The following is a 13,093-nucleotide window of genomic DNA, read 5'->3' on the forward strand; positions in this document are numbered from 1 at the left end:
ATATCCATCAAGGTCTTGCCACGATCATTACATAATCCCTCTCGAACACTTTAGGATCGTCTAAGAATTTGATCAGGTCTTTTTGGCGGGAGGAGCCTGTGCGTTTAACGGTCTCACGCATTTCGGTGACGGTACGAATCATATAAACACAGTCATCGGTTTGTCCGTCTGGCCAGAACGGAAGTCCATCATCTATATCATTGATAAATCCTCCGGAGCTTTTGGGTAAGGCGTATGTTTTCTTCTCTTTCTTGAGATAGACTACTCGATGGGTGATAACCGGTTTGTAATCGTCCAGCCATCCCAGCCAATTATAGATGGCGGGAGAACCTTTTTGAAAGACTCCCATAAATAGCCCATTCGGATTCTCCAAGAAAGAACGAAGACCGGTCGGTTTATCTTGATTGTCTTTATGAAGCGCATATAAAGGGGTGATCGAGTGGGAACTTGAAAGCTGGTATACCGTATCTCGATAAGGAATCAAGAAATTTATTCGGTCTTGATCCGTATTCCAATAAAAGGTTTGAAACCGGGTGATCGTATCCGGAGAGACGTTAATATCTTTGGCATCCGCAAGGATGAATTTGCAAAGCGTATCTCCTCGAAGGTTGAATGTCGTTATTCCTTTCGGGATTTTAGAGCCTTCCGCGTAATCACAAAGCATATATCCCGAGGAGGAGAAGCCTACTATTTGACTGGCATCCGCATTTATCGAATATTTGGTAGGCAGGTTTTCGGGGAATATATAATTCTGAATGGTCAGCATCGTATCTAATGTGGGTAATTCCCCGATACATGGCCTTATATCGTTGAATGTGGTCGAATCTTTTTTATTGTCTTGGTCGAGGCCGCTCAAGGCGCAGTACATACGGGTTGTTTTCTTGTCGTAAAATAGATTAAGGCCGTTCATCCCATGGTTCCATTTATAATCCAAGGCCTTAAATCCATATCGTTTGCTGGGAATGCCTTGCTTACGATAATAAATACGTGGGTTATTGAATGTGATAAAAGCGTCGCTATCCGGAATAGCGATCGCTTGTGTTACCGTGTAACGAGCGTCTCCAACATTATAATATTCCAGCTTAGAGGCTATTTGACTCAGTTTCAACATCGCTGGATGGTCCAGCGCCTTTTCTATATCAATGAGGGCCGGAGTTGTCGAACGATTATACTCCGCTTCATATTGGGGAGAGGTGGGTTGATTCCTTTGTTGGCAACTATTCAAGAGCAATGCAAGGAACAATAAGCATGTTGAGAACTTGGTGATCATGATTGGATACGTATTGTTTCTCGCAAACATATGTAAAATAATTGATTGTAACAAATGATTTTACGAATTTATCATAGATTTGCGATAGCCCCGTAGAATAGTGTCTAGAAATGATGCCTGTATATGATTTTATGATTTAGCGTTCTTTTTCTTAAGCGGAAGCCTTGGGAAAAGCTTTCGAAAACGAACTAGGTGGCTTGTTACGTTACTTCCTGCGATAATGAGGGTAACGGCTAGGATGATCAGGATGATTCCGCAACACAATCGTAACGTTAATGATTCACCGAAGACAGTCACTCCGAAGAATACGGCGGTCAACGGTTCCAAAGCTCCGAGGATAGCCGTCGGGGTGGAGCCGATATATTGGACCGCCAGTGTCGTGCAAAGGAAAGAGATAGCGGTTGGGAATATGGCTAGAGCGATCAGGTTACCCCATAAATACCAATCATGGACAATGTGAAGGCTCCTGCCGAAATCTATACGGACTAAAAACAAGGTCATTCCGAAAAGCAAGACATAGAACGTAAGTTTCAACGTAGCGATATTCTTCAATAGCGGACGATTCGCGCCTACGATATAAATAGCATAGGAAAGAGCGGAAGCCATGACCAACAGGATACCGGTTAAACTAAGAGTCGTTCCGTCGCCACTTTTATAAAGTAAGCCGATACCGCCTAATGCCAGCAAGATACAAAAGATGGTTTGTAACGTTAATTTCTCCTTGAAGACAAACGCCATGATCAGCGCCACTAAGATCGGATAGACAAACAGCAAAGTCGAGGCGATGCCTGCTTCCATATAATTATAGCTTTGGAATAACGCTAGGGAAGAGAAGGAAACCAACAGCCCCATGAGGATTAAAGGAACGATCTCGTTGGGTTTCAACTTAAAGTTCCGCCCTCTCGCTTTGATCATGATACCCAATACCGGGATCGCGAATAAATATCTGAAAAACAGGACTGAATCCGGATTCATACCGGCTTTATACAAGGGTAGGGCGAACAAGGGGTTCATTCCATAAGTCGCGGCGGCGATAGCCCCTAGAACATATCCTTTTGCTTTTGCATTCATGATTAAAAATATTAGCGCGCAAAAGTAGTATATTCATGATAAATATTATATATTTGTAGACTATCATTTCAATAAATCGTTAACTAAAAAGTAATAAATATGCCTCCAGCAGCAAGATTGACAGATATGCATACGTGTCCTATGCAAACCCCGGCTTGGCCATCACCGATACCCCATGTAGGCGGTCCTATTGTAGGGCCGGGAGCGGCGACTGTTCTAATCGGCAAGCTACCGGCGGCGGTAATGGGAGATAATTGCGTTTGTGTAGGCCCTCCGGATACGATCATTAAAGGATCTTCCACCGTGATGATCTGCGGTAAACCTGCCGCCAGAATGGGAGATACGACAGCTCACGGAGGGCAAATCGTATTGGGATGTCCCACCGTTATAATAGGTGGTTAGGAGGATCTGCGGCATATAATATATGTATATTGTGAGAATATTACTATCTTTGCCGCCACTTGAAAACTAAAAATAACAAGACATGGAAACAGTAGTAAGTGGAATCAGACCAACAGGTAATCTGCATCTAGGCAATTACTTTGGCGCGGTAAAGAGTTTCTTGCGGATGCAAGATGAGTATAATTGCTTCTTCTTTATCGCTGATTGGCATTCGTTGACTACTCACCCGCATCCTGACAATATACGAAATAGCGTAAAGACGATCCTCTCGGAATATCTGGCTTGTGGTATCGATCCGGAAAAAGCTACCATTTATATTCAGAGCGATGTGCCGGAGGTGGTAGAGTTGTATCTATATTTGAATATGAACGCCGGTATCGGCGAGTTGATGCGTACGGCTTCCTTTAAGGATAAAGCCCGTCAGCAGTTGCATATCAGCCGGGAAGGATGTGAAGGCGATGTAGAGAAAGAGATTTTTAATGAAGGTAATAAACATAGCGTAAGTGCTGGTTTGTTGACTTACCCGACCTTGATGGCCGCCGATATTATTATCCATAAGGCGTTGAAGGTTCCTGTAGGTAAGGATCAAGAGCAGAATATGGAAATGGCTCGTCGTTTCGCCCGCCGTTTCAATTCTACCTATGGAGTAGATTTCTTCCCGGAACCTGCGTCGTTCCATTTGGGCAATAAGTCCGTGAAAGTACCGGGCTTGGATGGCTCCGGTAAGATGGGTAAGAGTGAGGGTAACGCGATCTACTTGATCGATGATGAGAAAACAATCAAGAAGAAGGTTATGAAAGCGGTTTCCGATGCGGGACCAACCGAGCCGAATAGCGTGAAGCCCGAGCCGATCGCCAATTTATTCACGATGATGGAAATTGTCTCCGAGAAAGAGACCTATGATTTCTTTAATGAGAAATACAACAATTGCGAGATCCGTTACGGCGATATGAAAAAGCAGTTGGCCGAGGATATCAATAAGTTCTGCGCTCCGATCCGTGAGCGTATCTTGGATATGGCCGCCAATACGGAATATCTGGATAAGGTAGCCCGTATGGGTGCGGAGAAAGCTCGTGAGAGCGCTTCTAAGACTTTAAATGAGGTACGCCAGATTATCGGTTTTCGTCCATATTGATGCTTATTAATTAAAAATAAGAAAAAGCGTTTAGGGATAAGTCCTTAAACGCTTTCTTTTTATTAAAACCATTATAAAGAACCTGAAAAGCGATTTGTTAAAAAGAAAAGGTTGTTACTTTGCGGTGAATAGTTACAGATAACAAACGTATGGCTGCTATTACCACCCAAGAATTTGAACATCATTTCAAGAGTTTATATAAGCCCTTGTGTTTGTTTGCGCTTCGTTATACCGATCAGGTGGACGATGCCGAGGATATCGTGCAACAGGCCTTTGCGGATGTATGGGATAAGAACCGGGCTGGTAATGTGATCGGGAATCTCAAGGCTTATTTATATCAAGCGGTGAGGAACCGTTCTCTTTCATTTACCTCACAACCCGTAAACGCTGAGGCCACCGAGCAGTTACCCGACGTAGAAGATACCTCGGAAGAGGAAGACATCCTGCGATCGGAGCGTGACGCCCGCCTGTGGGACGCTATCGATCGGTTGCCTCCCGAACGGAAGAAGATTTTCTTGTTATCCAAACGGGATGGCTTGAAATACCAAGAGATCGCGGAGGAATTGAATTTATCGGTAAAAACGGTTGAGAACCAGATGAGCAAGGCATTGAAAGCTTTGCGAGAGACCGCTATCCGTGTTTATATGTTCTTTTTCGGATAAATTTTATAGAAAGGAATGGGGGTTTTTCATATTTCTCTGTCTTAGAGATAAAGGTTACTTGTTTATTTCATTAAAGCATGGAGAGTGTATGAGGAAGTTGGTGGTATTTGTGATGTTGATGACGTGCGTGATCTCGGCCCAAGCGCAATGGAAAGTGACGCCGGAAGCCGGTATGAACGTGACAAAGTATAAGGGAGATGCCGCTAAGGTAGGCTTTAAGGCTGGGGCCGCAGTCTCTTATACATTCGGATCGGGCTGGTTCTCGCTTCAATCCGGTTTGTATTATGTGCGACGGGGGAAGGGGCTGTCTTCTTATAGTGAGATTTATGGAACTAGTGAGAGTCCATATGGGGGACGGGAAGGTACGAGTATATTTCTCTATCCCGTTTCCAGTGATTATTTGAATCTGTGGGGATACGGTTATGGTAATGGTTACGGCTTTACGGGCTTCTATTATGATACCTATGGAATTAAGGATTTTGATGTAGAAGGTATAAGGCATCGCAGTCAGAAGGAGCATCGTGAATATATCCAATTACCGATCTTGGCTCGTTTCGATTGGCAGGTAAGTAAGGATGTTCGGTTACATTTGGCGGTCGGTCCCTATTTGGCGGTTGGCTTGGGAGGAAAAGTGACGTATGAGGAAAGTGATTATTCTTTAAAAGGAAAGCTGCCCTATAATAAGGAAATATCATATAACCCGTTTAATCCCGGCCAAGGATATGCGGTAGCGCCTCGTTTTGACTGGGGAGCTACCATAGAGGCTGGTATAGAGGTGAAACGGGTCGCTTTTAAGGTTGGCTATGATCTGGGTATAGATAAGCAATACAAGGGATATGCTTATAACATAGGTCTGAACTATCATACGGCTAGTTTTACCTTGGGATACACATTTTAAAGAGAAAATAGGATGAAAGCGATGGTTTGTATAAAGTGGGTATTTATATTCGCGGTGTCGATGATGATTTTCTCATCTTGCGTATCGTCTAGGATCTCGCCGAGTATGAGCGTGGGAGTTCCATTGAAGAAGGGGCAGGCCCCAAATGTCGGATTCCAATGGTATGAGACTGGAAGGACTTATTAAATAGAAGGAATAGTTATGAATAATAACGAGCATGACAATAAATTGGAACAACGCATCCGTTTCGTAGCGAAACGCTATCGGGAAGGAAGCCTTGACTCGGATAAGGCATGGCAGAAGTTCGCTTCTGAGCATGTGATTAGCCGGAAGGTCTCGTTTCGCCGGTATTGGATCGGGGCGGCCGCTGTCGTGTTAGTGCTCGTAGGTCTGGGGACATGGTTTACGGTAGAGAGAAACGCCCCGGATTGGGTTGCGATTACTACCGCCCCCGGACAAATGAAAGATGTTTACCTTCCGGATAGTACCTTGGTCGCTTTGGCCGGCGATTCATGGATCCGGTATGACGCGAAGAGATATGATAAAGAGAGGCGTGCCGTGGAGATGAATGGAAAGGCCTTTTTCCAAGTGACGAGGAACGAGGCACGCCCTTTCTCAGTGAAAACGAGCCAAACGGAAGTTACGGTGCTGGGAACAAGTTTCCAGATAGATGAGAAGCCTACCGTTACGGAAGTCAATGTAGTTACCGGCAAGGTATGTTTTACCGCCGGGGAGGAAAAGGAGAATGTGATACTTACCGCTGGAATGTCGGCTCAGTATTCTATGGAGAACAAGGAGATAACGGTAGTGACGGAAGAAGACGTGAACAAGTTGGCTTGGAGGACAGGGCAACTTCGTTTTATGGAGACACCGCTGGATAAGGTGATTGAGGACTTGAGTGATTATTATCAAGTCAAGATTGCGAACCAGACAAAGAATGAGGGAGCGAGATTGACCGCTACTTTTAATAATCTGCCTTTGGAGGATGTCTTGCAGGTTGTTAACCAGACATTGGACGCACGTTTGGTTTCCACTTCGAAGAAATAAAATCAGATCATTTATGAGATCTATTGTTGTATGGCTGATAGGGATTCTTTTGCTTCCCGGTTGGATGGGACATCTATATGCGCAGATGCCCGAACCTACGCCGACGGTTACGTTGGATATGCGGCAGGTTCCCCTGTTGGATATATTGATGGAGCTTGAGAAACAAACCGGATTGTTCTTCTCGTACGAGTCCTCTCTGCTGAAAGAGCTGCCAGAGGTTTCCCTGTCGGTCCGGGATGAATCCTTGTCGTACTGCTTGAAGCGCTTATTTTCCCCATTACCGATTATTTATCGGGTTACGGGGCAATATATCATCTTAAAGCGAAAGCCCCGTCAATATACGATCAGCGGATTCGTCAGGGATTCAGCCTCGTATGAGAGTTTGTTGGGGGCCTCGGTTCTGGTGAAAAGTTCGAGGGGAGGGACGATGTCTAATAATTACGGCTTTTACAGCTTGATACTTCCACCCGGTAAGGTTCGCCTTAGGGCCTCGTACGTGGGCTTTAAGGCGATGGAGATAGAGATCGATTTGCAAAGGGATACGATGATCGACTTCCCGTTGAGGTCATTGGCCTCGTTAGGCGAGGTCGTTATTCGGGGGACCCGGCCTCGCTACGAGATATTGAGTAGCCGTGCGGGGGTGATCGACGTACCTGCCGAGCGGGTGAAGTCGATGCCCGCTTTGCTGGGGGAGGCGGATCTGGTGAAGACCTTACAGCAGTTGCCGGGCGTGGCGGTAGGCACCGAGGGAATGACCGGCTTGTATGTTCGTGGGGGCGGGGCCGATGAGAATTTGTATCTGCTGGATGGAAATCCGGTCTATCATGTGAACCATTTGTTGGGGTTTTTCTCGGCGTTCAACCCGGACGCGATAAAGAATACCCGGTTTTATAAAGGGAGCTTTCCGGCGGAATACGGGGGAAGGCTCTCGTCGGTTGTAGATGTCCGTATGAATGACGGTAACCGGCAGGAGTATCACGGGAATATCTCCGTAGGGTTGCTTTCCGCACGGGCGAATCTAGAGGGGCCGATTGTTAAGGATCGCTCCTCGTTTAATGTCTCGGTACGCCGTACGTGGTTGGATTTGATAACAGGGACGGCTTTGGCGATCGTTAATAAGAACAGTGATACCAAGGAGAGTTTCGGTTATCACTTTTTTGATATAAATGCGAAGGTGAACCATTCTTTCTCGGAACGTAGCCGGGCCTATTTGAGCTTTTATATGGGGCAAGATGCTTTTCGGCAGGGAAGCAAGGAGAAGCATGAGGATTCGGATGATATGTTTCTCTGGCGTTGGGGAAACTTGATCGGCTCCGCAGGGTGGAACTACGTGTTCGGGCAAAAGCTGTTTGGTAATCTAATGGTGGGCTACAGCCGTTTTCGCTCGCATATCCGGCAAGAGGCGAAGGGGTATGAAATCGAAGGAAATAGGGCAGAACGGCAATCAATTAAGCGGGATAGCCGTTATAAATCGGAGATGGAGGATCTGAGCGTACGGCTGTCAGTGGATTACAGTCCTTCAATGAATCACCGGATACGAATGGGCACGGATTACCTGTATCATAATTTTCGCCCGGAGAATAGCCAGCAACGGTCTTGGGTGAACGATTCGTTAGTAAATCCCGTATATGAGCTTTTGTATGATTATTCCTTGATAAAAGGGCATGAGTTCTCTTTGTTTGCCGAGGATGAGATGCGGGTCACGGATCGCTTGCGGGTGAATGCCGGATTGCGGTATACCTTGTTTCATGTAGAGAATGAGATCTATCATTCTTTTCAGCCTCGTTTGTCGGCACGTTATTTACTTCGTCCGGATCTATCGGCGAAGATATCCTACAGTAAGATGAACCAATATGTCCACTTATTATCGAATACCTATGTGAACCAGCCTACGGATATTTGGGTCCCGGTGACGGAGCAAGTCCCTCCGATGAGTTCTCACCAGATTACTGCCGGGCTTTATTATAATCTGAAACGGATGTATGATTTCTCGATCGAGGGGTATTATAAACGGTTGAATAACTTGATTGATTATAAGGATCATTGGCCGGTTGAGACACATTTCTCCGGTTGGGAAGACCGGGTCGGTTTGGGAAAGGGTAAGACCTATGGTGTGGAGTTTATGGCGCAAAAGACAAATGGGAAGACAACCGGATGGATCGGGTATACGCTCTCTTGGTCGGATCGGTGGTTTCCGGATGGTTCCGTGAATAAGGGGCGTCATTTCCCGTTTCGCTTCGACAACCGGCATAAGGTGAATGTGGTCGTTTCTCGTAAGTTATCCCGGAAGGTGGAGTTAACGGGAGCTTGGGTGTTCGCCTCAGGAAACCATATTAGCTTGCCGGAGTATAAATATCTGTCTCCGATTTATCAGAAAGAGAACGGGTATGCCGGAGTAGATTCATACAGACCGATGAATTCAGGTTTGAGCGCTCGTAATAATTATCAATTGTCTCCTTATCACCGTTTGGATCTGGGCGTGAATTTTTATCGATATAAAAAGAAGGGTCGGATGGGGATTTGGAACATAAGTATATACAATACGTATTTGAAACCGAATCCCTTCATGACGGAGGTTATGGTAAACCAGGATATAAATCAGCGATATCATGTAGTGCTACAGGAGACGATTTTGTTCTATTGCATGCCCTCGGTTTCTTATACTTATAAATTCTAGCTTATGAGAAGATATTTACCTTACCTGTTCGTGTTAGGATTATTGATGGTCTCTTGCGTTCGGGATGTGGAGATTGATTTGGAGGATCTGCCGGATCGGATTGTACTGAACGCATCGGTATGTCCCGGAAAGGAGGTGTGTGCTCATCTCTCGAAAACATGGTTTATCATGGATAGCGTTCCCGATTTTGAGCTATCCGACGCAAAAGTCCGTGTCTATGTCAATGATGAGTTTCAAGGTCTTATGCGCAATGATGACCTGCCGGAAGATTCTATACATTCACGGGGGCAATATGTTCTGCCCGGTTGTTTCGTGAGACAGGGGGATTGTTTGCGTATAGAGGCCGAGGCCGATGGGTATGAGCCGGTATCCGGGGAAACTCGTATCCCCGGTCGGGCACGGATTTATGAGGTGGATACCTTATCCTATCGATCTTCTGCCTGCTATGCCGAATATCTGCGTTTCTCTGTTAAAATCGGGGTTGAGACGGATTCCTATTATCGTTTAATCGTGGAGCAGATCTTGGACTTCCGGAAGGGGGATAGTACCCGTACCGTAACCTCTTTCCGTAGCTTAGGAGGATATAGTTGGTATTATTCTGGTTTTAGCGTGGATTATGAGGATCCTGTTTTCCAGTCTTTTGGAGGTAGTCCTATCACGAGCCAGATGGATGGGCGTTACTGTATGGGTGTATTTAGAGGGGAGGATCTGGTTAATACGAATGCTATTAAGGTTTCTGTTTTTCCTGTTGAATACTCGTATGAGAGTGATACCCTTTCTATGGACGTTCATTACGATGTGCGCCTGTTGTCTATCTCCGAGGATTATTATCGATATATGAAGATTATGAGGGGGTACTCTATCACGATCGGCGACGCGAATTTCGGGGCGTTGATAGAGCCTGCCGATACGTATTCGAATGTGGAGAACGGCTTTGGGATTGTCGCCGGATATCAAGAGGATAAATTGCGTATCACGATGCCGAGAGACACGGTGCCTCCTTATTGGAATCCTTGGGATGGATAAGCCCATCCCGCGTTGACGACCTGCGCTTGCCGGTTCATACATCATGAAGCGGTAAGTTCACGAGGTATGAAAAAAAGGCTTTTCCTTGATAAGGGTATTCCCGGGAGATCCTGTCTTATCAATGAACTCAATAAAGTAGAATGATGACAGAGTGGATGAATAAATGGCTTATGGCCATTTTTTGCTGGATGATTTTTATGCCTGTACCAGACCTCTTGGCCCAATCAGCCAAGACGAAGGATGATCCCCGGATTACGTTGCGTATGAAGGAGGTTTCGTTGCCGGAGGTCTTGTCGGAGATCGAAAGGCAGGCGGGCGTGAGCTTCTCGTATGAGTCTTCTTTGTTGAAAGAGCTTCCGAAGATCAGTTTCCAAGTGAAAGATGAGGCATTGACGGATTGTTTGACCCGCTTGTTCGAGTCGTATCCGATCGTGTATAAGGTGAGTAGAAAGATCGTGATTCTGAAGCGTAGACAGAGACAGGTAACGATCAGCGGCTTCGTGAGGGACCAAGCGTCCTCGGAGTCTCTGATCGGAGCCTCTGTTTATGAGGTCGCCAGCCGGAAAGGCTCGGCTACGAATAGCTATGGTTTTTTCAGTTTGACGCTTCCGCCGGGAATATCCGCTTGCATGCTTCTTACATTGGCTATGAGAGCTGTTCCTTTAATTTCACGGAATTGGATAGGGATACTTTGTTAAATATTGAGTTGCGTCCGAACGCCCGTCTGGAGGAAGTGGTAGTTACGGCTTCGGAGCGGGATCGTTTGTCTGTAAATAACACCTTGATGGGAACGATGGGGTTTAGCCAGAAGACGATCAAGGCGACACCGACCCTGTTTGGTGAGTCCGATATCGTGAAGACCTTGCAACTGACTCCGGGTGTAGCCAGTGGGACAGAGGGACTGGCCGGTTTATATGTTCGTGGCGGCGACCAAGATGGAAATCTGTTTTTGATAGACGGTAATCCGGTTTACCAGATCAATCATGTCGGCGGGCTATTCTCCGCTTTCAATCCGGAGGCGATCCGTAATCTGGACTTTTTCAAGGCGGGTTTCCCTGCGAGATATGGCGGGCGACTCTCGTCTGTAGTAGATGTCCATACCAAAGAGGGCAATATGAAAGAGTACCATGGTAGCGCTACGATCGGGCTGATCTCCGGTAATCTGAGCTTGGAAGGCCCTATCATCAAGGACCGCACGGCTTTTCAGATAGCGCTTAGACGCTCGTGGCTGGATGTACTCTCTGCCCCAGCGATAGCGATAGCAAATAAGATTCGAAAAGACGGTCATAAAATAAATCTTCGTTACGCTTTTCACGATTTGAATTTAAAGCTTAATCATCGTTTCAGCGATCGCAGCCGGATGTTTTTCAGCTTATATAACGGGAATGATGTATTAAAAGGAGGGGGAACGGATTTCTCAACAAAAGAAGAGCAAGTCCCTTATACGGATGGTACCCATTCATCGCTGCGTTGGGGTAATTTGATGGGAACCTTGGGCTGGACTTATGTCTTCAATAACCGTTTGTTCGGACGGGTTTCCGGGGTCTTTTCACGGTATCGCTCGAATGTACGGAGTTCAAAAGAATATAATTATGGTGTGGAAGGAGAAGATAATTATCTCTCTTCTTCATCGGAAACGAGTAGTTCTACCTCTATCTTGGATATGGGCGTCCGTTCCTCTTTTGATTACACGCCTTCTACGTCGCATGTGATTCGTTTTGGAGGGGATTTCTTGATGCACCGTTTCCGCCCGGAGTATAATGAGGTGAAAGCAGCCGGTTCCGGTATGCTGGAGTTTTCGAATATAGGGAAAATATATACGAATGATCTGCTATGGGCCCGTGAGGCGGCTGTCTTCGGAGAGGATGATTGGAATGTCTTACCTAGCTTGCGTTTGAATGCGGGGCTTCGGTTTAGCCTGTTCAATGTGGAGCGGAAGGCTTATACCTTATTGGAGCCTCGCGCTTCCTTGAGATGGTTGCTACGTGACGATCTTAGCTTCAAAGCCTCATACGCCCGTATGGGGCAATATATCCATTTATTGGGCAACAGTTATATAAATTTGCCGACGGATGCGTGGATGCCTGTTACCCGTAAGTTGAAACCTTTAATCAGCGATCAAGTCTCCGCTGGTTTCTATTATAATCTGATGCGTTCTTATAGTTTCTCGGTGGAGGGGTATTATAAATGGATGAAGAACCTGTTGGATTATAAAGACGGCTATTCCTTCTTGCCCGGTACGGCGGCTTGGGAGGAAAAAATGGCGGTCGGCAAGGGACGTTCGTATGGCGTGGAGTTCTTGGCTCGCAAGGAAAGCGGACGTACGACCGGTTGGATAGGATATACACTTTCATGGTCGGATCGGCGTTTCGATGAGATCGATAACGGGCGACGCTTTCCGGCACGTTACGATAACCGGCATAAGCTGAATATCGTGGTTTCGCATAAACTGTCGGACAAGGTGGAACTGACAGCCGCTTGGACGTATACTTCCGGCAATCGAATGACCTTGTCGTTGGAGAGTTATGAGCAAGCGCAGGCTGGCACGCTTAATTCCCTTGACCCATACGGACAGGATAACTGGTCGGGATCATCCGGGGAAGTGGTGGATTTGTATACACGCCGTAATAATTACCAGATGCCGGCTTATCATCGTCTGGATTTGGGACTTAATATTTACCGTCCGAAGAAGAAGGGACGAATGGGCATCTGGAATATCAGTATTTATAATGTATATAGCCGGATGAATCCGTTTATGGTCTATAAAAGTGATAACTGGGAACGAACGAATAACTTAGTCCCGGGTTCTTCTTCTCCCTATAGCGGTAAAACAAAACCTTGTTTTAAGTTGATAGGTATTATGCCTATCATACCTTCCATATCATATACTTATAAATTCTAGGAA

At 46.1% G+C, this 13,093-nt stretch carries 9 protein-coding genes and 1 pseudogene; 8 read left to right on the forward strand and 2 right to left on the reverse strand.

Annotated elements, in window-relative coordinates; translation table 11 throughout:
* Nucleotides 1–7: 7 nt before the first annotated feature.
* Entirely contained in the window at nt 8–1,270 is a 1,263-nt protein-coding gene (locus tag DWX84_RS10445; protein WP_009275353.1) for a DUF4933 domain-containing protein, read from the reverse strand.
* A 129-nt stretch (nt 1,271–1,399) separates the two neighbouring features.
* Entirely contained in the window at nt 1,400–2,341 is a 942-nt protein-coding gene (locus tag DWX84_RS10450; RefSeq protein ID WP_048927115.1) for a DMT family transporter, read from the reverse strand.
* A 99-nt stretch (nt 2,342–2,440) separates the two neighbouring features.
* Here DWX84_RS10450 and DWX84_RS10455 point away from each other — a divergent pair, with 99 nt between their 5' ends.
* The 8 genes and pseudogenes from DWX84_RS10455 to DWX84_RS10490 all read left to right on the forward strand — a co-directional run bounded on the left by DWX84_RS10455 (nt 2,441) and on the right by DWX84_RS10490 (nt 13,090).
* On the forward strand, nt 2,441–2,743 hold the full coding sequence (locus DWX84_RS10455) for a PAAR domain-containing protein (RefSeq protein ID WP_005859557.1): 303 nt from the start codon (nt 2,441–2,443) through the stop codon (nt 2,741–2,743).
* Nucleotides 2,744–2,825: 82 nt separating this feature from the next.
* Nucleotides 2,826–3,878, forward strand: a complete 1,053-nt coding sequence (trpS, locus tag DWX84_RS10460; RefSeq protein ID WP_005859555.1) for a tryptophan--tRNA ligase — start codon at nt 2,826–2,828, stop codon at nt 3,876–3,878.
* Nucleotides 3,879–4,027: 149 nt separating this feature from the next.
* On the forward strand, nt 4,028–4,540 hold the full coding sequence (locus DWX84_RS10465; RefSeq protein ID WP_005859552.1) for an RNA polymerase sigma-70 factor: 513 nt from the start codon (nt 4,028–4,030) through the stop codon (nt 4,538–4,540).
* An 88-nt stretch (nt 4,541–4,628) separates the two neighbouring features.
* Nucleotides 4,629–5,438 carry a porin family protein gene (locus tag DWX84_RS10470; protein WP_005867490.1) on the forward strand — a complete coding sequence of 270 codons (810 nt, stop codon included), beginning with the start codon at nt 4,629–4,631 and terminating at the stop codon, nt 5,436–5,438.
* A gap of 201 nt (nt 5,439–5,639) precedes the next feature.
* On the forward strand, nt 5,640–6,485 hold the full coding sequence (locus DWX84_RS10475) for a FecR family protein (RefSeq protein ID WP_048927116.1): 846 nt from the start codon (nt 5,640–5,642) through the stop codon (nt 6,483–6,485).
* Between the two features lie 13 nt (nt 6,486–6,498).
* Nucleotides 6,499–9,162, forward strand: a complete 2,664-nt coding sequence (locus tag DWX84_RS10480) for a TonB-dependent receptor (RefSeq protein WP_009016869.1) — start codon at nt 6,499–6,501, stop codon at nt 9,160–9,162.
* Between the two features lie 3 nt (nt 9,163–9,165).
* Nucleotides 9,166–10,188, forward strand: coding sequence for a DUF4249 domain-containing protein (locus tag DWX84_RS10485; RefSeq protein ID WP_009016870.1), 1,023 nt, complete (start codon nt 9,166–9,168; stop codon nt 10,186–10,188).
* A 140-nt stretch (nt 10,189–10,328) separates the two neighbouring features.
* A pseudogene (locus DWX84_RS10490) lies at nt 10,329–13,090 on the forward strand (TonB-dependent receptor domain-containing protein).
* The last annotated feature ends 3 nt before the right edge of the window (nt 13,091–13,093 follow it).

This window comes from Parabacteroides sp. AF21-43, assembly GCF_003635435.1.
Lineage (GTDB): Bacteria > Bacteroidota > Bacteroidia > Bacteroidales > Tannerellaceae > Parabacteroides > Parabacteroides distasonis.

Coding starts and splice junctions, on each gene's coding strand:
- DWX84_RS10445 (WP_009275353.1), bottom strand. CDS start 1,270: ATGATCACCAAGTTCTCAACATGCTTATTGTTCCTTGCATTGCTCTTG.
- DWX84_RS10450 (WP_048927115.1), bottom strand. CDS start 2,341: ATGAATGCAAAAGCAAAAGGATATGTTCTAGGGGCTATCGCCGCCGCG.
- DWX84_RS10455 (WP_005859557.1), top strand. CDS start 2,441: ATGCCTCCAGCAGCAAGATTGACAGATATGCATACGTGTCCTATGCAA.
- trpS (WP_005859555.1), top strand. CDS start 2,826: ATGGAAACAGTAGTAAGTGGAATCAGACCAACAGGTAATCTGCATCTA.
- DWX84_RS10465 (WP_005859552.1), top strand. CDS start 4,028: ATGGCTGCTATTACCACCCAAGAATTTGAACATCATTTCAAGAGTTTA.
- DWX84_RS10470 (WP_005867490.1), top strand. CDS start 4,629: ATGAGGAAGTTGGTGGTATTTGTGATGTTGATGACGTGCGTGATCTCG.
- DWX84_RS10475 (WP_048927116.1), top strand. CDS start 5,640: ATGAATAATAACGAGCATGACAATAAATTGGAACAACGCATCCGTTTC.
- DWX84_RS10480 (WP_009016869.1), top strand. CDS start 6,499: ATGAGATCTATTGTTGTATGGCTGATAGGGATTCTTTTGCTTCCCGGT.
- DWX84_RS10485 (WP_009016870.1), top strand. CDS start 9,166: ATGAGAAGATATTTACCTTACCTGTTCGTGTTAGGATTATTGATGGTC.